Origin of the sequence: Caballeronia sp. LP006 (assembly GCF_031450995.1) — a bacterium.
GTDB lineage: Bacteria > Pseudomonadota > Gammaproteobacteria > Burkholderiales > Burkholderiaceae > Caballeronia.
The window spans coordinates 450,095-472,508 of record NZ_JARTVW010000004.1 but is presented as its reverse complement, the minus strand read 5'-3'; the positions used below and the strand labels follow the sequence as shown (position 1 = coordinate 472,508).

Here is a 22,414-nt window from a genome sequence, read left to right as displayed (position 1 = left end):
CTCTTCAGTTCTCTTCAGTTCGCCCACGGCAGCGGGGCGTCGTTCAAGCCCCAGTAAAGGCTCTTTTGCTGCATGTATTCACGCAGGCCCAAATGGCCTTTTTCGCGTCCCATGCCGCTGTCCTTCCAGCCGCCGAATGGCGTCGAAATCGAGAATTGCTTGTAGGTGTTGATCCACACGGTGCCGGTTGCAAGCGTGCGGGCCGTGCGCCACGCGCGCTTGTAGTCGCGCGTCCAGATGCCTGCGGCAAGACCGAATACGCTGTCGTTCGCAGCGCGGATGAGCGCGTCTTCGTCGTCGAAGGGCAGGGCGGCGAGCACCGGGCCGAAGATCTCTTCCTGGCACATGCGCGCGTCGTTGCTCAAACCCTCGATGATCGTCGGCAAATAGAAGAAGCCTTTTTCGCGGCCTTCGCCCGTGGGACGTTCGCCGCCGCACAACACACGGCCGCCTTCGGACTGACCGAGCGCGACGAAGCGCTCCACGGTCTCGCGATGCTGCGCCGTGATGAGCGGACCCATCTGCGTGTTCTCGCGCGTCGGGTCGCCGACACGCAGCTTGCGCGCGCCTTCCACGAGGCGCGCCATGAATTCGCCATATACCTTGCGTTCGACGAACAAGCGCGAACCCGCGATGCACGATTCACCCGACGAACTGAAAATGCCGTATAGCACGCCGTTGACCGCGTGATCGAGGTCCGCATCGGCATAGACAATGGTCGGAGACTTGCCGCCGAGTTCGAGCGATACCGGCATCAACTTCTCCGCCGCGAGTCGCGCGATGCCACGGCCCACTTCGGTGCCGCCCGTGAACGCGACTTTTCTGACGAGCGGATGGCGCACCAGCGCGTCGCCGATCACCGATCCCTTGCCCGGCAACACGCTCACCACGCCGCGCGGCACGCCCGCCTCCTCGCAGATGCGCGCCAGCGCCAGCGAAGCAAGCGGCGTCACTTCGGCGGGTTTGAGCACGACCGCGTTGCCGGCGGCGAGCGCGGGTGCGAGCTTCTGCGCATCGGAGGCGATGGGCGAATTCCACGGCGTGATCGCGGCGATAACGCCGAGCGGTTCGTGCACGCTCATCGTCAGATAGTCGCCGCGTGGGGGCGTCAGCGCTTCTTCGAGTGTTTCGAGACACGATGCGAAATAGCGGAACGTGCTGGCGGCGCTCGCGACGAGCGCGCGCGTTTCGCTGATCGGCTTGCCGTTGTCGCGGCGCTGCAATTGCGCGAGCGCTTCGTGGCGCGCTTCGATCAGGGCAGCGATGCGATGCAGCACCGCCGCGCGCTGATGCGGCTTGAGGCCGGCCCAGTCGTCGCGGCGCCACGCGCGATCTGCAATCTCCACGGCTTCGAGCGCATCGTCGGCGCTCGCCGTGGTGATCTCCGCGTTGACGGATTGATCGGCCGGATAGATGCTCGCGTAACCGTTGCCGCGGCCTTTGCGCCACTCGCCGCCGAGAAAAATCTCGCCAGACGAAACGAGCGAAGTGTCGGGATGATTCATGGTTCTACATGCTCCTCAAATGACGCAGCGTGCAGCGCGATTGCGCAACGCACGAATCGCGCTGAACGCGGTGAGCGCGGACGTCTTGGGATTCGACGGCAGCGGTTTGCCGCACATTTCGAGCGACATCTCGCCGAACGCGCCGCGCGCCACGATGCGATGCACGTTGCGTTCGACTGTCGGATCGGCGATCAGCGTGACGCGCGTGCCATCCAGCCCGAGGCCCGCGAGCGCGATGGTTGCCGCGACGTTCGCGTTCTTCGGATAGAGCCGCGCCGCATCGCGCGCCGTGCCTTCGAAGATCACGGTCTCGACCGTCAGCGCGTGCAGGTCGCAGACGCCTTCGGCGGGCGTGCCGAGCCAGCCGAGCGGCGGCTTGCGGCCGGTGTATTGCACTTCGTCGAGGCCGCCTTCTTTCGCCGATGCCAGCGCGTCCACACCGCCTATCGCGCCGGAAAGCAGCGTGAGCGTGGCCGCGCCTTCGTCGGCGGCGTGCGAGAGCGCGGCGAGCAGGTTCACGTCGGACAGCGCACCGATGGACGCCACCGCGCAGTCCGTACCCGACCTGAGCAGCGGCACCACGTGATCGACGAGCGCCGCATGGCCCGCGCATTCGAGTGCGAACTCGGGATGATGCGAAAGCGCATCGACATGCGATACGACATCGACGCCGTCGCCGAGCAAGGCGCGCACATCGTGGCGATCGCGCTCCGGCACGATCACATGCGAGATGCGCACATGCGGATCGTGATCGAGCGCGCGATACACCGCGCGGCCGATCGCGCCGAAGCCGATCATCGCGACATCGATCGCTTGATGGACATGTCGGGGATCACGCATATTCCGGCTCCTTCGGCTCTTCCTTTTTCACGGGCGGCCCGGCAAACGCGGTCGCGAACGAGCCGACCGAAAGCATGTCCACTTCCACGAGCACGGGACCGTCGATGGCAAGCCCTTCGCGCACGATCTCATCGGCCTGATCGAGCGACGTGATGCGGCGATGCGCGAGGCCGAGACTCGCGCAAAACTGCGCGAAATCCGGTTGATGCAGATCGACGAACATGCGCCTACCGCCGTACTGCGCGTCCTGAATGTTGCGGATGACGCCGTAGCACTGGTCGTTCATCAGTACGATCATGACGTTGGCTTTTTCCTGCACGGCGGTGGCGAGTTCGCCTACGTTCACCATCAAACCGCCATCGCCGACGAGCGCGACGGTTTTCTTCGCCGCGCACGAAAGCGCCGCGCCGATGGCCATCTGCATGCCCTGACCGATGCCGCCGCCTAGCGCATGCACGCCCGCGCGCGGATTGAAAATCTTCAGCAGCCGATTGCCCCACGTGCTGTTCGAGATGGTGACGTCGCGCACCCAGTTGTAGTCGCGGCCTACCGCGCGTTGCAGCGAATCGACCAGACGCTTGTACGGCCCGAGTCCCTTCGATACTTCCGCCACCGCGACTTCCCGCGCGGCGGCAAGATCGCCCGCGAACGTCTGATCGACGCGCAAGCGGCCCTCGAGCAACGTGGCGAGTTCGTCGAGCACGGTGGCGGCATCGCCATGCACGAAGAGTTCGTTGCGGTAACCCCGGTTGTCGGCGAGTGCGTCGGCATCGATACGATAGAGCGGCCATGGCAGCGCGAGCTTGTACTTGAGCGTTTCGTTGCCGCGCAGACGCGAGCCGACGACCACGAGCGCGTCGCACGTCTTGTAAAACGCTTCGACGGAAGGATGCACGTTGAACGCGCCGAGCGTGGCCGGATGATCCTCGGGCAACACGCCACGCCCCTGCACGCTCGTGACCACGCCGAAGCCCAGCTTCACCAGACGCTCGACCGCCGCGCGCGCGTGACGCGTGCCGCCGCCAAGCCACAGGAGCGGGCGCTTCGCTTGCGTCAACGCTTCGGCGAGTTGCTGCACGCGCAGAGTGTCGTGCGTGAGCATGCCGACGTGCGGTGCGGCGAGGTCCGCCGGCCATTCGATCTGCGCCGCCTGAATGTCGATGGGAATCTCGACGCTCACCGGACCCGCAGGCGCGGTCAGCGCGACGCGCACGGCTTCGCGGATGGTCGGCAGCGCGGTCTCCACGGTGCGTACACGAAACGCCGCCTTGGAGATGGAATGCAGCATCGCCAATTGGTCCGGCGCTTCGTGGATATACGCGAGGTCCTGGTCGAGATACTCGGTTTCGATCTGACCGGTGATATGCAGCAGCGCGGTGCCCGCCGTCAGCGCTTCGACCATCGCGCCTGCTGCATTGCCCGCCGCCGTGCCGGTCGAGGTGAACGCCACGCCCAGTTCGCCCGACACGCGCGCAAGACCGTCGGCCATGTTGAGCGCGCCGGCTTCCCCGCGTGCGCCGACGTAGCGGATGTTGCCGCGCCGGCCGATGGCGTCGAGGATCGGCATGTTGTGGATCGAGATGACGCCGAACGCCGTGCGCACGCCGCATTGTTCGAGAAACGCGGCGATCAGTTCGCCGACCGTGGTGGTTTTAGACATGTCGGGCAAAGCCTCCAGAAACATCGATATGACTGCCGGTCGTGTAGGACGACAACGGCGAAGCAAGATAAAAGAGCGCTTGCGCGGCTTCTTCGGGAAGACCGAAGCGGCCGAGCGGAATGTTTTTCTTCCGCGCGAGCTCGGCGGTCCATTGCTCCCAGCTCTGACGCGGTTCGGGCTGCGCATCGAGATAGTGTCGATAGCGGCGCTTCCACTGTCCCGATTCCACGATGCCGATGAGGATCGAATTCACGCGGATGCGCTCGGGCGCAAGCTCGGTCGCTAGCGACTTGACGAGACTCAACACGCCCGCACGCGCCGATGACGTCGCGACCATGTGCGCCTCGGGCTGCAGCGCGAGCAGCGAATTCACGCAGACGATCGCGGGCGAGGGCGCATCCTTCAACATCGGCAGGAAAGCGCGCGTCGGACGGATGATGCTGAAGTACTTGAGGTCGAGCTCGTCGCGCCAGGCGTCGTCGGTGGTATCGGCGAAGGTGGACACGCGGCCCTGTCCCGCGTTGTTCACCAGCATGTCGACGCGGCCGAAGCGCTCCATGACGCGCGCCGCGAAAGCGTTCACCTGTTCGGCATCAAGCACGTCGCAGCGGGCCGCGAGCAACGGCGTATCGGGGAACTGGCGCTCGAGTTCGGCCTGCGCGGCGTCGAGGCGTTCGCCGTTGCGGCCGCAGATGGCGACTGCCGCGCCCGCGCGCAGGAAGAGTTGCGCCGTCGCGAAGCCGATACCAGACGATCCGCCCGTGATTACCGCAACCTTATCCGTGAGATCGATCTGAATCATTGCAACCCCAGAGACTTCATATAGCGGCTCGACGCGGCGGTCCGCGCGGCCGGACGATAATTCAGACGCATGGAGAGCGCATCGGCGGCTTCGCGGACCCGGTCGATGAGACCGCTTTCGAGCAGCGCGGCATCGATCTCCGGACGCGGGATCGTCGTCGTGATGACGGCAACGATGCGCCCCGTGTCGTTACGCACCGGCGCGGTCACCACCGAAATGCCGCGCTCGAACGATGACTGGCTGGTGGCGAAACCGCGTTCGGCGTCTTCCTTCACGCGTTCGAAGAGTTCCTCGACCGTTTCTGGCGTCGCCTTCGTAAAGCGTTCCAGATGCGGCTCGGGATAAAGCGCGCGTAGCTCGTCGAGCGAAAGATCACCCATCAGCACATGACCGTGCGTGGTCGCATGAGCGGGCAGACGCGTGCCGACATTCACCTTCACCGAGCTGAAGATCGGCGCGTGACTTTGCGCTTTCGCCACGAACACGACATCACGGCCATCGCGAATCAGGATGTGGCTCGTGAGGCCGGTTGCATCGCGCAAGGCTTCGATCACGGGCAAGCCGAGATCGGTCAATTCGAGCGAGCTGAGGTATTCGAAGCCGAGGCGTAATACGGCCACGCCCAGCCGGTAATTGCGATCCTTGTCCGCGCGCTCCAGAAAACCCAGCGATTCGAGCGTCTGCAAGAGGCGAAACACCGTCGTGCGCGGAATGCCTAGACGCCGCGACAGCTCGGGCGCGCCGAGCACCGGCTCGCGCGGCGAAAACTCCGTGAGAATCTTGAGGCCGCGTTCGAGTCCCGGCACGATGTAAGTCGGTTCGGCCTTGTCGGCGTCGTCTGCGCCGAACGTCTCCGGTTTCATTGTTTGTCCTTCGTCTTTCATGGTCGATCCGCGCTAGTGCAAAACGATTCGATCAACGCCGTATAAGCGCCGGGCGTTTCGACATAACCTGCGTGGCCCGCGTGCGGCATCACCTGCAAGCTCACGCGTGCCGCTTGCGCGATGCGCTCGCACGCAACGGGCGGCGTGATCGCGTCATGCGCGCCGACGGCCACGGCCACGCGTCCTTCATAACGTGCAACGTCCGCTGCAAGATCCGCGTTGGCGAGCAGATGCGTCGCTTGCGCATAGCCGGCAGGAACGATGCGCGCCATGTTCCAGCGCACCCAGTCGCGCGCGGCATCGTCCGCATCGGGCGACAGCATGTTGGCGCTGCGTTCGCGTGCAAGGCCTTGCGCACCCAGTTCGGCGAGCATCGCCAGACGCGCGTCGCGTTTCTTTTCACGCTCTTCCTTCGATGCCGCGCCATATCCCGCCGCCGGCGATATCAGCAGCAAGCCCGCGACGCGCCCTTGCATGCGCGCTGCAAACGAACCCGCGATGATCGCGCCGAGCGAATGACCGACAAGCACGCAACGCGGGATATCGAGCGCATCGAGCCATGCCGCAAGCGCTTGCGCATAATCCGCCGCATGCGGCTGCGCGCTTGCCACGGGCGTCGATACGCCATAACCCGGCGTGTCCCATGCGAACACACGGCGATGCGCGCCGAGTGCGTCGAGTTGCCTGACCCACGACGCCGCGCCCGAACCGATACCATGCAGAAGCACCACGGGCAGGGTGCGCAGGTGCGCGGCACCTGCCTTGCGATAACCCGTGACACCATGTGCGGTATGGATACGCGCTTCGGGAAACTGCGCGAGCGCGTCGAGGTAGGTGAGCGTGCGAGCGGTCATGGCGGGTCTCAACGCTTGAGCTTGGCGAGCGGCGAGTCCGGCGGATACGTCGGCGTAATGGGCTTGGCCGCGCCGAGCATCACGCACATAAGCGCGTCTTCCTCGCCGATGTTGATCTCCGTGCGATACACGCCCGGCGGCACCGAGATGAGATCGCGCTCGCCGATCACCGTTTCCCAGGTTTCGCCGTCCTTCTCGCAAACCACTTTCATCTTGCCGCGCAATACGAAGAAGATTTCCTCGACGTCCATGTGGATATGGCTCGGTCCGATGTTGCCGGCGGGAATGACCATCGTCGAGAAGGTGAAGCCGCCTGCGGGAACCGTGTTCATGTCCTTGGCGACACCGGTGCCGCCCGTGCCGACATAGCGCATCTGCGCACGGCGATACTTCGGGTCGTAGTCAGCCTGAAACTTAAGCGCGTCCCAGTCGTAGCGCCGCGTGTCGAGGCGCGCGACGCGCGTGGTCATCCATTGATCGAAGCTCGCGCCAGCGGGCTGCTCCCACGATTTGCGTTCGATATCTGCATCGGCCATCGTCAATCTCCAGGTGTTCGAATGAGGTAGAAGTCAATTCATCGCGAAGCCGCCGTTGACCGGCAGCAACTGGCCCGTCACGAAACGCGCGGCGTCCGAGAGCAGGAACAGCACAGGGCCGTTCACGTCGTCGGGTACTTGCGCACGCATGAGCGCGCGGCCCTTCAGGTAATACTCGTGACGCTCGGCGGGAACGTAGGCGGTCGCCTCGACTTCGGTGAGGCCGGGCGCAATGGCGTTGACCGTCACGTTGCGGCCGCCGAATTCGCGGGCGAGGGAACGTGTCATCGCAATCACCGCGCCCTTGCTCGCAACGTAGGCAAGAAGCTTCGGTGCGCCCCACAACGCTGTATCCGAAGCGATATTGACGATGCTTCCGCGCCCCGACTTCGCGAGATGCGGCAGGCATGCCACGCTCATCAGCCATGCGCCGCGCACGTTGACGTTCATGACGGCATCCCAGGTCGTGGGCGTCAGCTCTTCCGCGGACTTGCCGCCCGAGTTGGTGATCGCGGCGTTGTTGATGAGGCCGTCGATACCGCCGAGCGTCTGCACGCTCGCCGCCACGCACGCTTCGACGCTTGACGGGTCTGCCAGATCGAGCGCGATGAAATGCGCGTCGTGGCCCGCTTCTCTGAGCGATCGCGCGAGCGCTTCGCCTTCGGCACGCAGGACATCGCCGAAAGCGACCCGCGCGCCTTGTTTGGCGAGCGCCGTGACGAACGCTGCGCCGAGTCCGCGAGCGCCGCCGGTCACGAGTACGCGGCGGCCTTTGAGCGCGTCACGCATGAACGTGCTCCGCGTCCTTTGCACTCGTTTCCAGCGCGGCCAAATGCTGCTGCGCGCGTTGCTTCAGAAGACGCCGAACGCGCGTCATGCCGACATCGTGCTGATAGAGAAATTCGTGATCGCGCGCGTTGGGCGCAAGGCTTTCGAGCACGTAGCGGTCTTGTTCCAGCACGGCCCAGTGCAGCCCTTCCAGACGATTGCGATACAGGAAACGCCATGCGTCGCGCTGCCAGCCGGACACCTTGCGTGTGCGCCAGAAGTAGACCTGGCAGTTGTTTTCGTCCACGGGCGTCGCAAAACCGATGATGCCGAAGTTGCCGCCCGGGCCGAACTTCTTCTTGTAGGGAATAGCCAGGCGCATCCACAGACAGCCGGTTTCGCCGAGTTCCACCCAGTCGAAATTCACGTCGCGCTGATTCACCTTTTCGAACATGAGACCGGTGTCGGTCTTGCGCACGCGCATGTCGGCCTGCTTGTCGCCTTCGGCCATCGAATGCGAGGTCGCGTGAAGATATGCGCCGTGCATCGGGTCCATGACGTTATCGATGGCGTACTGGTAATTGCACTTCCAGTGCGACATGCAAAGAAAGCTCGCGTATTCCTCGCCGACGAGTTCTTCCGGCAGCACGAGCGGCGCGGGTTCCTGATTGGCGTCGTCGCCGAACCAGAGGAAGATCGCGCCGGCGCGCTCTTCCACCGGATAGGACTTCACGCACTTCTGTCCTTCGAGCGGGCACGCGGAAACGGCCGGCACTTTCTGCACGGTGCCGCTGCCATCCACTTCGATACCGTGATACCAGCACGCCACGCTGCCGCCGAGATTCCACCCGAGCGACAGCCGCGCGCCGCGATGCGGGCAGCGATCTTCGAGCGCATGTACATGGCCTTCGTTATCGCGCCACAGGACGATCTGATCGCCGAGACGCGTGAGCCCGATAGGCGCATTCGCCACTTGCCAGCTCGGCGCCACGGGATACCAGTAATTACGCAGACCGCGATCCAGATAGCGCTGGACGGGATCGGCGGTCGAGATTTGCTTGAGGGACGTCATGGGGATCTGCTCCGGATTCGATGTCGTTTTGTCAGTGCCGCCGCGTCATTCCGCGAGCGTGCGCAACTCGGCGGCGAGACGCTCGGTGGTCCAGGCCGCGCCTTCCGGCGTGCGAAAGCCATCCTTGTTCAAGCCTGCGGCCACCTGATCGAGTTCCAGCGCACCGGCTTCGAACACGCGTTCGAGGGCATCGCCGAAATCGTTCTCGTACTGGGTCGGTTCCGCCTTGCGCGTCTGCCAGACGAAGTTTTTGGTTTGTCCGGGCTGCTCGATCACGCCCTTGCCCGCGACGTTATTCGGTTGCGGCGCGAGCCACGGCTTGAGATGCGGATTGAAGCTCACGATTTTTTCCATGTCACGCCACCTTGATCTGGATTTCTTCACCGGCCAGACGCACCGAATACATCTTCAGGTCGCGTCCGCCGGGCTCTTTCATGCATTTGCCCGTGGGGATGTGAAACACCGCTTCGTGCAGCGGACATTCGACGGTGTCGCCATCGATAAAACCCTGCGTCAGCAGCGCATACGCGTGCGGGCAGACGTTTTCGAGCGCGTACACCTCATCGCCGACTTTGTAGATGCCGATTTCCGCGCCGTCGTCGAGCTTGAACTCGATCGGCGCATCTTCCGACAAGTCGCCGGCATGACCGGCGCAACGCCACTGTTCTGCCATCTCTCACCTTCCTTGGGATCGTATTGCGTTCCATCTACGGAACATCAGTTTATGTATGGGCATTATAGGAGTGCTTTTGCTGCGACAAAATAAAAATCCGCCGCTCTAGGTGAAAACACTGAAGCTGCGTCTTAAAAATGTGCATCCCCTCTCACTAGCAACGCGCCTAGCGTGCGCTTTGACCTTGATTCAGAAGCATTTTTCCTGCCGGAGCTACAGTTCTTCAGCCCCGTTTGACGTTGCCGACCGCGTCGCAAAATTATTATTTCCGCGCTAAAAACCTCACTATACTTTCCATAGGCAGGACGTTGATCCATATATGGAACACAACCATGGATCGGCGCGATGCCTTCCGAAGCACGGTCATCGAAGGCCGTCCGGGTTGCGGTCAAGCGCTATGAAACGGCAAAGGAAAGAAGCGGAACGGGTCCGCTCTTGAACCACACGGTTAGGAGGACGAAGGGTGAAGCACATCATCGCAGCGGGGCTGCTCGGAGCCGGGATCGCAACCGGCGCGGCGGCGCAAAGTACAGTGACGCTTTACGGCAGCCTCGATGCCGGGATCGCGTACGTGAACAACGTGGGCGGACATCCAAAGTGGATGGAAGAGCAGGGCAACATGCAGCCGGATCGTTGGGGCTTTCGGATCGTCGAGGATCTGGGCGGCGGGCTTAAGGCGGTGGCGCAACTCGAAAACGGCTTTTATACGAATACCGGAACCTTCGCGAAGGCCAACACGCTGTGGAATCGGCAAGCCTACCTCGGTCTCGATCAGAACAACGTGGGCACGCTGACGTTCGGGCATCAGACGCCATTCAGCTTCGACATGCTCGGACCGCTTTCGACGGCCTATCTCGCGGCAAGCTGGTACGCGTTCCATCCGGGCAATCTCGACGAACTCGCCGATACGGGCGTGGTGCCGTACGACAACTCGGTCAAATTCCGCTCGGCGAACTTCTATGGCTTTTCCGCCGGCGCGATGATGGGCCTAGGCAACACGACGAACTTTTCCACGGGCAGGAACCTCGGTTTTGGCGTCTCGTATGCAAACGGTCCGTTCAAGGCGGCCGCGACTTACGCGAACGAGCATAACCGCACCCCGTCCATCGTCACGACGGGCATCAACACCTTCCAGGGCGTTGCATCCGCGAGTTACGTGGCGGACAAGCAGGAAGTGATGGGCGCGGGCGCGTCATACGAGATCGGCAAATTTCTCGTGCATGGGCTTTATACGCGTGTGAAGCTGGAATCGAATGGCTTCTCGAACACCTTCCAGTCCTACGATGCCGGTCTCACCTACAAGCTCATGCCCGACAACTGGATCGCGGGCGGCGCGGCCACCACGACTTTCGCGGGCGGACGCTGGACGCAATTCGAAATCGGCGAGATATATTTGCTGTCGAAGTCCACGCAGCTATACGTCAATGCGCTCTACGAGCACGCCACGTCGGGCGCCAAGGCGGCGTTCTTCACGGCGGGCGTGTCGAGCACGGCCAATCAGGTGATCGTGCTCGCGGGCATTCATCACTCGTTCTAGCGGGAGAGGAGCCGCGCGGTCGGATCGTCGGGCGATGGGCGGTAGTTCAGCCGCGCGGACAGATCGATGGCCGCGCCGCACACCGCTTCGATAAGCGGGCGCTTCTCCTCGTCCCGCCCGATGTCTGAGCGCGGCACGGTCGCCGTGACGGCCGCAACGATGGCACCCGCGCGGTCGCGCACCGGCGCCGTGACCACCGAAATGCCGCGCTCGAACGACGCCTCGCTCAGACCATAACCAAGCGTCGCGCACTCGCGGACGCGCTCGTACAGTTCATCGACGGTAACTGGCGTGCGGTCCGTGTACTGCTCGAGCCGCTCTTCCGGATAAAGCGTGCGAAGCGCCTCGCGCGTCAGGTCGCCCATGAGTACGTGACCGTGCACGGTCGCATGAGCGGGCAGGCGCGTGCCGACCTGCACCTTCACCGAACTGAACATGCGCTCGTGACTCTGTGCCTTGGCGATAAAGACCACGTCACGCTGATCGCGGATCAGCAGATGCGTGGAAAGGCCGGTGGCATCGCGCAGGCGTTCAAGCAACGGTGTGCCAAAGTCGGTCAGTTCGAGCGAATTCACATATTCGAAGCCGAGTCGCAAGACCGCGACGCCCAGCCGGAAATTGCGGTCGCCATTCACGCGTTCGAGAAAGCCGAGCGATTCGAGCGTCTGCAAGAGGCGAAACGTGGTCGTGCGTGGAATGCCGATGCGGCGCGACAATTCCGGCGCGCCGAGCACCGGCTCACGCGCCGAAAATTCAGCAAGAATGCGCAGGCCTCGTTCGAGCCCTGGCACGAGATAGTTGGCGCCTGCCGTGGACGCGTCCGCTTCCCCGTCGGGGCGGAAGTCCGCGTCGGTTTCATCTTGTCTGCCTGAAGCCATGATCGGCGGTCGTCTTCATTGTTATTCGAGAGATGGCAATGATAACGCGCGGGCTGACTAGGCAAGCCGATCGTCGAAAGTGCGCGTTTGCGATTCGACCTGCGCGCCCCCCCGATATCGAGAGCACCGAAAAGGTGCTTTCCATGCTTTCCACAAGCGAATGTCGGTACTTCTTTCATATAAAAATCATTTTCAAACCGAAACCGCTCTTTGCCAGGAAACGTTTGCTCAGGATTTCTTGCGACCTGCCGTTAAGTGAATCAGGCGCCTTGTTCTCCTTGGTTCTTCTCCGTATGGGCGGAACGCGCCGATGCCAATGGGGCAACGCACGGTCTTAAGGACCCGTGCCTTGATTCGAATCAACGCGGGCGAGATTAATGAGTGTAGCGACCAGGTTGAATTTCACGCCGCGTGCATTGCGGCCGCCCGCGCGCGAGATGCCGAGCGTCGGTGTCGAACACGCGCCACCGCCTCGACGGCCCGGCGGCTTGCCGACCTGGGTCATCGTCGTGGCATGCGTCGCGGCATTCGCGGTCGTCGCCGTGCTGGCGATGGTTCGCATCGACCTCGAAGCGCAGTTTTGCCTGGCGTTCGCCACGCTCGCCGTGATGGTCGTGCTGCGCCGCTCGCGTTTCATCGAACACACGCGACTCTTCTTCCTCTTGTGTTCCGCTTTCCTTTCGATGCGCTACGTCTGCTGGCGCACCACCTCGACACTTGGCTATAACGGTTTCGCCGACTTCATCCTGATGATGATGATGTACGGCGCGGAACTCTACGGCATCGTGCTGACGCTGGGCGGTCTGTTCGTCAATAGCCGGGCGCTGGAGCGCCCAGGCGTGCCGTTGAACCGCTCGGCCGGCCCGCTGCCGACCGTCGACGTCTACGTGCCTTCGTACAACGAGCCGCCGGAGATGCTCGAGATCACGCTGCGCGCCGCACTCGACATGCGCTATGACCGCGAGCGCGTGAACGTTTACTTACTCGACGATGGCGGCACCGAACAAAAGCGCACGCAGACCGATCCGGTCAAGGCTGCCGCCGCGCAGGAACGCGCCTTGACGCTCTCCCTGCTCGCCGCGCGGCATGGCGCACAGTACTTGAGCCGCGAGCGCAACGAGCACGCTAAGGCGGGCAACATCAACGCGGCGCTCGCCAAAACCAGCGGCGAACTCATCGTGATCTTCGACGCCGATCACGTGCCGACCGCCGATTTCCTCGAAAAGACCGTCGGTCATTTTCAGCGCGACAGTGAGCTGTTCCTGTTGCAGACGCCGCACTTTTTCAGCAATCCCGATCCGCTCGAAAAGAACCTCGGCATGTTCGGCAAGATGCCGCCCGAGAACGAGATGTTCTACTCGGTGATTCAACGCGGTCTCGACTTCTGGAACGCATCGTTCTTCTGCGGTTCGGCGGCGGTGCTGCGCCGCAAGTGTCTGATGGAGATTGGCGGCATTACGGGCACGTCGATTACCGAGGATGCGGAAACGGCGCTGGTGCTGCACGCACGCGGCTATCGGAGCGCCTATCTGAACGAACCGCTGATCGCCGGATTGCAGCCGGAAACCTTCGCGAGCTTCGTCGTTCAGCGCGTGCGCTGGGCGCAGGGCATGATCCAGCTTCTTCTCTTTCGCAATCCGTTGCGCATGAAAGGGCTCAAGCTCGCGCAGCGCATCTGTTACTTTTCAAACGCGTTCTTCTGGTTCTTCTGCTATGCGCGCGTCGTGTTTCTGCTCGCGCCCGCACTGTATCTGCTGTTCGGCTTGCAGTTCTATAACGCGACGCTGCCCGAGTTCTTTGCATACGGTCTGCCGCAGATGGCAGGCGTGATCCTCACGACGGATTATCTCTTCGGCAAGTATCGCTGGACGCTCATCTCCGAAGTCTACGAAATGCTGCTGTCGTTGTTCTCGCTGCGCGGCGTGATCGCCGTGCTGCTCAATCCGCGCGCGCCCACCTTCAACGTGACGCCCAAGGGCGAGCAAAGCGACGCGGATCAGATTTCCGAACTCGCCGGGCCGTTCTACGCGATGTATCTCGGCGTGCTGATTTCCGCCATCGTCGGCGTATGGCGTCTGATCGACGGCGACACGCAGCGCGGTGTGATCGCTTCGTCGGTTGCGTGGAGCGTGCTGAATCTCGTGCTGCTCAATGCGTGTATCGGCGTGCTGTACGAACGCCGTCAGCGCCGCGTCGCGCCGCGCGTCCCCGCCGACATTGCCGGCACGCTTCTGCTGCCGGAGTCCGCCAACACGGATGCGGCAACACCCGTCCGCTCGTTTTCTCCGGCGTTCGGCTGCCATATCGTCGATCTCTCGGCAGGCGGCGCGAAGCTCATCGTGCCATTCGACGCCGAGTCTTCCATTCCTCGCGGTTCGCCCGCGACGCTCGATGCCTTCGATGCCGCGCGTGGTTGCCACAGCCAGTTACCGGTAATCGTGCGCGGCGTGTTCGAGCGCGGCGACGGCACGTGCGCGGTCGGCGTCGAGTTCGCCGATCGCAGCGTCGAAGGCTTGAGCGACCGCGTGTCGCTCGTCTATGGCGACAGCGGCCGCTGGCGCAGCTTCCGCGACGGCCGCAACAAACGCATCGGCATCCGGCGAGGTCTCGGCCTCGTCGTGCGGCTCGGCACCGTGCACGCGCTCGCGCACTACCGGACCTTTTTCACCGCGCTCCTGCGCTATGTCGCGAAACGGTTGTCGCAGCGACGGCGTGATCTGCGTGGCGTCGTCACGCAAGCGAAGTCTTGACTGGATCTTCACCATGTTTGCCATTCGAAAAACCATGATTGCCGGCTGGGCGGCGTGCGCGATTTTCGGCGCGACGGCAGAGGCGGCATCGCATGCGCCGAAAGCCGCATCCGCGCCGCTCGCGGCCAATGCCGACGCCACCGCCAACGCGACGGCGGCATCGTCGCCCGTGTCGCTTGCGACCTACGCGAATCTGTCGGGCCCGATGCGTATCGTTGGCGCGTCCGCTTCACGTTCGGTCAGCGTGCCCGTGTCTGCGCGTGAAGCGGTGCGCGGCGCGACGCTGCATCTGGTCGCGTCCAACTCGGTGTCCTTGCTCGGGGAACGCTCGCAGCTCGTCGTGCGCGTCAACGATCGCGCAATCGCACAGTTTCCTCTTTCGCCGCGTCAGCCGGAACTGACTGCCGACATTCGCGTGCCCGCCGAACTGCTGCGCGCCGGTTATAACAATTTGACCTTCCAGGTCGCGCAGCATTCGACCGAGAACTGCGAAGAACCGAATGCGCCGGAACTATGGACCGAAGTCGATACCAGCGCGTCGACCTTTGCCGTCGATACGGAATTGCGCCCGCTCACCAGCACGCCGCCGCAGCTTGCCACGCTCGACGATCTGATCGATCCGAAGCAGAACGCGCAGCGCTCCATCGCGATCGTCAACGCGGCCCATCCGGTGACGGACTCGCAGCTTTCGAGCGGCGGTCTGCTTGCTCAGGGCGTCGCGTTGCGGCTGCGTTACAGGAATGCCGATCTGCGCGTGCTCGATGCGCAAGCGGGCGAGGGCGCGGGCATGTTGCGAGGCCTCGATCTCGCGTCGCTCGCCAACGCCGACGTACTCCTGATCGGCAAGCGCGACACGCTTGCGCCGTATCTCGATGCAGCCATGCTGGAGCGTATCGGCGGCGCGTTTCTCGGCGTCTATCCGAAGCCCGACGATCCGCGACATTTCGTGCTGCTCGTCGCGGGACGTACCGATGAAGAAGTGAATCTGGCCGCGCGCGTGTTCTCGCACGCGGAACTGCCGCTGCCGCACCGCGCCGAAATGACGGCCGACGGTTTGACGGAAGCGCGCATGGACGGCGCGAAGGGTGGTGACGCGCTGTCCGGCACGAAGCCGTACTCGCTGCGCGATCTGGGCTTCCGCAGCACGACGCTCGGTGTGGGCTCGAGCGCCGATGTGGCGCTGACCCTACCCGCCGATGCCTACGCGCCGGAAAACGCGCAGGCCGTGCTGACGCTCAACTTTGCCGAAGGCGCGCGCATGCGTTCGGACTCGGTGCTGAACCTGTACCTGAACGACCGCTTCGTGCAGGCCGTCGCGCTGGATCAGCAGCAGGGCGCGGTGGTCAACCGCTATCGCGTGTCCGTGCCGTTGCAGCGCTTCCAGCCGGGCGCCAACGTGCTCTCGCTGCGCCCGGTGCTCGTGCCGCTCGTGACCGATCGCTGCACGCTGCGTCAGTCGGCCAATCTGCAACTGTCCTTGTTCGACGATTCCACCATCGAGCTGCCGCCCATGCTGCACTTCACGAATCTGCCGGACCTTCGGCGTTTCGCGGAAAGCGGCTTTCCATACACGCGCCGCGCCAATGGCGCCGATCTCGCGATTCAGCTCAACGCGCGCGACGACGACACGCTGAACGCCGCGTGGTCGCTCCTCGGCAAGCTCGCGCAGAAACAGGGCAGGCCGCTGACCGCCGCGCAGATCACGGCGGGCGTGCCGGGCGTGGGCCGGCAGACCATCGTCGTCGGCGCGGGCGCCGAGTTGCCGCGCGCGGCGCTCAACGGCGCACCGTGGGCGCCGGGCAAGTCCATGCGCTTTGCGAGCAACGAGCCCGCACCGGCCGAGCCCACGCTCGCCGACAGCATCTGGGCACGCGTGGCGGGCGTGTTCGGCAAGCCGGCCTACGCGGCGGACGTCGCGCTCGACATGGTGCTCGACGGCGATATGAAGTTGTCGCGTCAATTGCTCGTGATGCAGTATCGCAGCGCCGCGAGCAAAACCACCGCGACGACCACGCTTTTGACGGCCGCGACGCCTGCCGAACTGCTGCATGGCGTGCAGCAGCTGATCGCGCCGCAGCACTGGGGATCGCTCGATGGCGACGTGAGCGTCGTCAGCTTCGACAGCGACGCGCTTTGGACGACGCGCGTGAGCCGTCGCTACGAAGTCGGCGAGATCGGCGCGTTCGATCATATCGGCTACGAAGTGTCGGCGCATCCGTGGATGGCTTACGGCGTGCTGGCCGGGGCGCTTACGATGCTCGCGGCGCTCACGGCGTTGCTGTTGCGTCGTTATCACCGCAAGCATCATGTCGATTCGAGAAGCTGATCGGCGCAATGCGCTCGCCGAATTGCTCGTGCGAGAAGCGGCCATGTCGATGAGCGTCATCGGTCCGCGCAATCCATACAGGATGGGCCGCGACATGCCGCGCCACCGTGCGCGCTTTGCACCGGCCGTAGGTGCGCGGCTCGCGACGGCATTGCTTTGCGTTGCCGCGTTGCCGTCCGCCGCGGTCGCGGCAGGCGGGCAGGGGAACGTGGTTTCGGCGGAGCGTGGCGTCATGCCGGGAGTAGCCGCGAGTGCGGCTAACGCGGCCAGTTCAACGCGTGCGGCAGGCGTGAAGGGCGCAGCGAGTGCGGCAAACGCGAGGAACAGCGCGAACTCGACGAGCACCATCAAGGAAGTCCAGCAACAAGCTCAAACGAACGTTCTCGTGCACGCAATGCCGCGCACGCCGTCCGGCGATCCGACGGCGGCTCACGCTTCAAGCATGCGCACGCCCGCCACCAAAGCGCCCGGCGCGCCCGACGAGCGTCCGCTCTGGAACCTCTTGCACGCAAGGCGCCTCGCCGATTTCGACGCGATGCTCACACGCGTCGAGCGGCGTTTTCCTGCGTGGTCACCGCCCGCGAGCCTCGTCGCAGAACGCACCCGTCAGCAGCGTGACGCGCAAATCCAGCGCTCGCTCGCGGGCGATGTCGCCTTGCTGCGCGCGCAGATTGCCAGCGACCCCGATGCGTTCGGCTGCGCGCACATCGACCGTGCATGGCGAGCGGGCGAACTGCTCGCCGCCGCGGGCGATGACGGAGCGGTCTACGCGCTCTATCGGCCGATAGTCGCCGCTTGCACGTCCGATGTGAATCGCGTGGTCACGCTGCAGCGCGCGACGCAGCAGTTGCCCGCCGCACAGGCCGACGTATTGATCGACATCGAATGGAAGCAGGGGACTCGCGGCGAGCCCGCCGCACGCGATTTCGCGCGCCTGCGCAATGCGCGCGTGCTCGATGCATCATCGACATGGGCGACGGACGCGGCAAGCACGAAGCGCACGCTCGCCGAACTCGCGCCGTCGATCCGCGACTCGCGCGATGGGCCGTCCGCCATGCGCGCGGGTTGGCTCGAACTCGCACAGAACGACTACGTCGCAGCCGCGCAATGGTTCGAATTCGCGAGCGACTGCGACAAAGCGACCTTGAACGACGCGATGCTGGGCCTCGCGCAAGTACGCATGGCGCAAGGCGATCTCGATGATGCCGAGCGCCTGATCGAGTCACCCTCGCTCGCAACCGATTCGCGTACGCGTGCGCTGCGCGCGGAAGTTGCCATGGCGCGTGCGAGCGATGCGTACCGGCAAGCGCGCTATCGCGATAGTCTGACGGCGCTCGACGCCGCGCAAGACGCGGGCGCGGCCGATGAACGCGTCGAGCCGTTGCGCGGCTGGAATTTCTTTGCGCTGGGCGACTATGCGCAAGCGGAGCGCGTGTTCGAGGCGAACTATCAGCAACATCATGACGACGACAGCGCCGAGGGCATTGCGCTGAGTGCGAAAGCGCAAGGGCGTGGTCATCGCGCGACGCGTACCGAAAGCGCCGATACGGGGCCGTTGCCCGCTTACACCGCGGCGCTCGACGCGCAGCATCTCTATTACCAGAAGCAGTTCGTCGAAGCAGAGCGCATGTGGCGCAATGCGATTGCGGGCAACGCCGACGCGCAGCGCATCGCGCACTATCTGCCCGCCGATCTCACCGGCATCGACGCGCCGTCGATCACCGCCGGTTTGGGCTGGGCGAATCACGCGGGCACGCGCGGCGAGAACCGCTTGACGGTGTTTTCGCCGACGCTCGATGCCGAATGGTTCGACGCATCGCGCTCATACGAACTGCGCTATCGCCAGTTGTTCCTGAACAGCGGCACGGGCAACGTCAACGCCGAAGAATTGCAGGGTAAGCTCACACAGACCGTGCGTCTGGGCGATGATCGCCTCGACGTCCATGCGATGGCGGGCGCCACGCAGGGCGGACCGTTCGGCGCATCGTTGCAGGGCGAGGCGGGCGTCGGCCAGACGACGTCGTGGGGCGCGTGGTCGGCCTATGCCGCGGCGCTGCCGGTGCGCGATTCGCTGCTTTCCTGGCGCGGCGAGACCGTGCGTCTTGATGGCACGAATCCCAACGCGAACGTCTTCGAATGGGGCCGCGTCACGCGTGCGACGACGGGCGGCAGCGCTCGCTGGCAGATCGGCGAGCGCTGGAACGTCAGCGCGGGCGGTCATCTGGACTGGCTGACGGGCCATGAGGTCCAAGGTAACGAAGGCTTAGGCGTCGATGTCGCGGCGAGCTACGATTTGCGTGCGCCGGGCTTCGACTATTTGAGCATCGGGCCTGCGCTGCATTACCTGGGCTATCGGCGTAACGAGAACTTCTTCGTGCCGACGCAGGGCGGCTATTACAGTCCGCAGAGATCGACCAGCGTGGGCGCGGCGCTTCAGTTTCTATCGAAGGAAGGCCGGTCTTGGCAGGTCTCGGGAAACATTGAAAGCGGCTGGAATTATTCGAAGCAATCGATGGGGTCATGCTCGACGACCGAGGCCGCGAAACTGGGCGTGGTGATCGATTGCAGCGGCAGCAACGATCGCGGGCCTTACGCGCACGTTCAACTTGCGGGCGCGCTGCAGGTGACTTCGCGCTGGCAAGTGGGTGCGCTTGCCGATGTCAACGTAACGCCTGGACGGGACCGGCAAATTGCCGCCATTGCATACGTGCGGTACTTTTTGTCGCCGCGCAGCGCGGTGTTCAGTCGTGATTTGCCGCAAAGTGCGCGGAATTCGAGGCTGGCGTTTGATGAATCGCGGTGATGCGGTTGGGGCTTCGGCACGTCGGTTACGGTTTGTGGGTGATCGGCGTGTCGCTGACGTTTCGCGCGACCGTTTTGATGATGGATTTGTCCGCTTCGGCGCGACGAGGTTGATTTGCGCTGGCGGTTGTCGTGGTGCTTTGGCTGAAGACAGACGAGCTGATATGGCGGGCAACTCGTTACTTTACATAACACAAATTAGCAAACTTTTTGTTTGTAGCGGCAATATCCTGATGTCGTGCTCAGGGGCTGCGGCAATCATTTGAATCTGGCCTCGATATTGGTTGCTGGCCACACGCTCAGATGTCGCGCCGTGGCCAAGCTAGCATCAAGTCCACGCCACGTGCACCCGGTCCAGATCCCGATCCAACTGATAAGCCGCGCTGATCAAAGCCAGATGCGTCAGCGCTTGTGGAAAATTACCCAGCGCCTCGCCATTGGTCGCTACTTCCTCAGAAAATAACCCCACATGGTTTGCATATGCGAGCATCTTCTCGAACACGAGCCGGCCTTCATCCACACGGCCGGAGCGCGCCAACGCTTCCGCATACCAGAACGAACATGCGCTGAAGCCGCCTTCCAGGCCCGGTAATCCATCGAGCGTCGAGCCGCGTGTATAGCGAAAAATCAGCGGATCGACACGTAATTCGCGGCCGATTGCATCGAGCGTACCGACCCAGCGCTGATCTTTCGGACCGATGAAACGCACGAGCGGCATCATCAACGTGGAGGCATCGAGCGTCGCTGAACCCGGCGTCTGCACGAACGATTTCAACTCCTCGTTCCAGAACTCCTCGTGAATGTCGCGATGAATCTCATCGCGCGTCTTGAACCACTTTGCAAGCGGCGCAGGCAGCGAACGCTTCTCCGCGAGCCGCAACGCGCGATCCACCGCGACCCAGCACATGAGCCGCGAATGCAGCAACGGACGCGTGCCGTTGCGAAACTCCCAGATACCGTGATCGGCTTCGCGCCAGTGCTCGACCACATAGTCGACGGTACGCGTCACATGCTTCCAGCCCTCATACGAGATAGCCGCGCCGTATTTGTTGTAGAGATAGAGCGAATCGAGCAACGCACCGTAGACATCGAGCTGCATCTGCTCGCGCGCCTCGTTGCCGACCACGACCTTCGCCTGCGTGGCCTCGGCGAAGTTCCTGAGCTCCGCCTCTTCGAGCGCGGTTTCACCATCGACGGCATACATCACGCGCAAGGAGCCGTCCGAACTGCAATCGCGATTGCGCTCGCCAATCCATTTCATGAAGCGTTCCGCTTCGCCCGTGTAGCCGAGTCTGAGCAGCGCATAGACCGAGAACGCGGCATCGCGAATCCATGTAAAACGATAGTCCCAGCGACGCGATCCATCTTGCGACTCCGGCAAGCCGAAGGTCGGTGCGGCAACGATAGCGCCGAACTCGTCCGAGCTGAGCATCTTCAACGTGAGGGCCGAACGCAACACGACTTCGCGGTAACGTCCGCGATACGTTGATCGCGACGACCACTCCTTCCAATAATCGATGGTCTCGGCAAGGATGCTCTCGAAGTTCGATTCGAGCTTTTGCAAGTCGTCGCCTGCGCCGAGCGCGAAGCATGCGGAGTCGCCAGCCTTCAATTCGAGCGTGGCGTAAGCGTCGTTATTCTGGATGTCCAGCGGGACACTTGCCAGCAACTGGACGGACGCGGTCTTGTCGTCCGGAATGAACTCGATGCCCTTCGTCACTGCGCGCGCGCCATGGCGAATGCGCGCGTAATCGAAGCGCGGCGCGCAACGCACATCGAGCGTCATGGTTCCATGAATGAGCCGCACGATACGCATGACGCAGTTGGGCACGGCATCGACTCTCGCCTCGCCCGATGGCACCGGCATGAGATCGAGCAACTCGCATACGCCATCGTGCGTCATGAAACGCGTGAGCAGCACGTTCGTTTCGGGAAGATACATCTGCTTGACGTTCGCCTGCTCCTCTCTTGGCGTGATCGCGAATGCGCCGCCGTGCTCGCCATCGAGAAGCTCGGCAAAGAGCGTCGGCGAATCGATGCGCGGAAAGCACATGAAGTCGATGGCGCCGCGCAACGACACGAGAGCGGCCGTCTTCATGTTGCCGATCATGCCGCGTGCATCGATGGGAATCTTTTTAGGCGGAACTTCTTGGGATGGATGGCCCATGAGAATGCCTTTGGCCTGACTTCAGCCTGTGTGTAGTGCGAGTCGGTCGGTCTGCCTGATCACGCCGAACACGCAAGACACGTTCCCGTTTTAGTCGTCCTTCTGTCGTATGTCGGTTGACATCTAACGCGCCGCAGTGCGCGCGTCGGCCTCCGACGCACCGCTGGCTACCGGCGCGGACGCTTCGACGGCGAAAGCTTGCGCCGGCTCGGCATTTAGTTCGGCATGCCGCGACGACTTGCCGAAGCTCGCGATATAAACCGTCGCCGCCACGACGACGGCCACGAGCACCGCCACCACTGCCACTCCAGACGTGTTTCGCTTCATCCAGGCTCCCAATCGGATACGATGTTGCCGGCA

The 22,414-nt window shown here is 63.5% G+C and carries 18 protein-coding genes; 4 read left to right on the top strand and 14 right to left on the bottom strand.

Annotation, left to right across the window (positions count from 1 at the left end; all coding sequences use genetic code 11):
- Positions 1-14 precede the first annotated feature (14 nt).
- The 11 genes from P9250_RS12265 to P9250_RS12215 are packed head-to-tail and all read right to left on the bottom strand — an operon-like array spanning position 15 to position 9,594.
- The gene (locus tag P9250_RS12265; protein ID WP_309849233.1) at positions 15-1,505 is read right to left on the bottom strand and encodes an aldehyde dehydrogenase; all 1,491 of its coding nucleotides are present in this window, start codon (positions 1,503-1,505) and stop codon (positions 15-17) included.
- Between the two features lie 15 nt (positions 1,506-1,520).
- Positions 1,521-2,345 carry an aspartate dehydrogenase gene (locus P9250_RS12260; protein WP_250493399.1) on the bottom strand — a complete coding sequence of 275 codons (825 nt, stop codon included), beginning with the start codon at positions 2,343-2,345 and terminating at the stop codon, positions 1,521-1,523.
- Positions 2,338-4,005: a thiamine pyrophosphate-binding protein gene (locus P9250_RS12255; RefSeq protein ID WP_250493398.1), complete on the bottom strand. Its 1,668-nt coding sequence runs from the start codon at positions 4,003-4,005 to the stop codon at positions 2,338-2,340. Before P9250_RS12255 ends, P9250_RS12260 begins: the two co-directional genes overlap by 8 nt.
- Complete coding sequence (locus tag P9250_RS12250) at positions 3,998-4,807, bottom strand: SDR family oxidoreductase (protein ID WP_250526696.1); 810 nt, start codon at positions 4,805-4,807, stop codon at positions 3,998-4,000. The genes P9250_RS12255 and P9250_RS12250 overlap by 8 nt, the downstream gene beginning before the upstream one ends.
- Positions 4,804-5,670, bottom strand: coding sequence for an IclR family transcriptional regulator (locus P9250_RS12245; protein WP_250467011.1), 867 nt, complete (start codon positions 5,668-5,670; stop codon positions 4,804-4,806). The genes P9250_RS12250 and P9250_RS12245 overlap by 4 nt, the downstream gene beginning before the upstream one ends.
- A gap of 17 nt (positions 5,671-5,687) precedes the next feature.
- A complete protein-coding gene (locus P9250_RS12240) occupies positions 5,688-6,545 on the bottom strand; it encodes an alpha/beta fold hydrolase (protein WP_310393262.1) in 858 nt (285 codons plus the stop codon).
- A gap of 8 nt (positions 6,546-6,553) precedes the next feature.
- Positions 6,554-7,081, bottom strand: coding sequence for a cupin domain-containing protein (locus P9250_RS12235; RefSeq protein ID WP_250467008.1), 528 nt, complete (start codon positions 7,079-7,081; stop codon positions 6,554-6,556).
- Positions 7,082-7,114: 33 nt separating this feature from the next.
- Positions 7,115-7,870: an SDR family oxidoreductase gene (locus P9250_RS12230; RefSeq protein ID WP_310393260.1), complete on the bottom strand. Its 756-nt coding sequence runs from the start codon at positions 7,868-7,870 to the stop codon at positions 7,115-7,117.
- A complete protein-coding gene (locus tag P9250_RS12225; protein ID WP_310393257.1) occupies positions 7,863-8,921 on the bottom strand; it encodes an aromatic ring-hydroxylating dioxygenase subunit alpha in 1,059 nt (352 codons plus the stop codon). The genes P9250_RS12230 and P9250_RS12225 overlap by 8 nt, the downstream gene beginning before the upstream one ends.
- A 45-nt stretch (positions 8,922-8,966) precedes the next feature.
- Positions 8,967-9,275, bottom strand: coding sequence for a recombinase-like helix-turn-helix domain-containing protein (locus tag P9250_RS12220; RefSeq protein WP_310393255.1), 309 nt, complete (start codon positions 9,273-9,275; stop codon positions 8,967-8,969).
- Between the two features lies 1 nt (position 9,276).
- The gene (locus tag P9250_RS12215) at positions 9,277-9,594 is read right to left on the bottom strand and encodes a non-heme iron oxygenase ferredoxin subunit (protein ID WP_250467001.1); all 318 of its coding nucleotides are present in this window, start codon (positions 9,592-9,594) and stop codon (positions 9,277-9,279) included.
- A 463-nt stretch (positions 9,595-10,057) separates the two neighbouring features.
- On the opposite strand from P9250_RS12215, the gene P9250_RS12210 reads away from it, so the two are divergent.
- Positions 10,058-11,131, top strand: a complete 1,074-nt coding sequence (locus P9250_RS12210) for a porin (RefSeq protein ID WP_250466999.1) — start codon at positions 10,058-10,060, stop codon at positions 11,129-11,131.
- Here the strand turns inward: P9250_RS12210 and P9250_RS12205 are convergent.
- Complete coding sequence (locus tag P9250_RS12205; RefSeq protein ID WP_250526692.1) at positions 11,128-12,009, bottom strand: IclR family transcriptional regulator; 882 nt, start codon at positions 12,007-12,009, stop codon at positions 11,128-11,130. The genes P9250_RS12210 and P9250_RS12205 overlap by 4 nt on opposite strands.
- Before the next feature lie 377 nt (positions 12,010-12,386).
- Between P9250_RS12205 and bcsA the strand changes: the two genes are divergently transcribed.
- From bcsA to P9250_RS12190, 3 genes are read left to right on the top strand one after another with little or no spacing between them, the layout of a single operon-like run.
- Complete coding sequence (gene bcsA, locus P9250_RS12200; protein ID WP_310393253.1) at positions 12,387-14,759, top strand: UDP-forming cellulose synthase catalytic subunit; 2,373 nt, start codon at positions 12,387-12,389, stop codon at positions 14,757-14,759.
- A gap of 13 nt (positions 14,760-14,772) precedes the next feature.
- Positions 14,773-17,085 (top strand): cellulose biosynthesis cyclic di-GMP-binding regulatory protein BcsB, encoded by a 2,313-nt coding sequence (locus tag P9250_RS12195; protein ID WP_310393252.1) that lies wholly within the window; start codon positions 14,773-14,775, stop codon positions 17,083-17,085.
- Entirely contained in the window at positions 17,066-19,888 is a 2,823-nt protein-coding gene (locus P9250_RS12190; protein WP_310393249.1) for a cellulose synthase subunit BcsC-related outer membrane protein, read from the top strand. Before P9250_RS12195 ends, P9250_RS12190 begins: the two co-directional genes overlap by 20 nt.
- Positions 19,889-20,215: 327 nt before the next feature.
- Here P9250_RS12190 and P9250_RS12185 read toward each other — a convergent pair whose 3' ends face one another.
- Both P9250_RS12185 and P9250_RS12180 read right to left on the bottom strand, forming a co-directional pair.
- Positions 20,216-22,054, bottom strand: a complete 1,839-nt coding sequence (locus P9250_RS12185) for a glycoside hydrolase family 15 protein (protein WP_310393247.1) — start codon at positions 22,052-22,054, stop codon at positions 20,216-20,218.
- 123 nt (positions 22,055-22,177) lie between these two features.
- Complete coding sequence (locus tag P9250_RS12180) at positions 22,178-22,381, bottom strand: hypothetical protein (RefSeq protein WP_310393246.1); 204 nt, start codon at positions 22,379-22,381, stop codon at positions 22,178-22,180.
- Positions 22,382-22,414 lie beyond the last annotated feature (33 nt).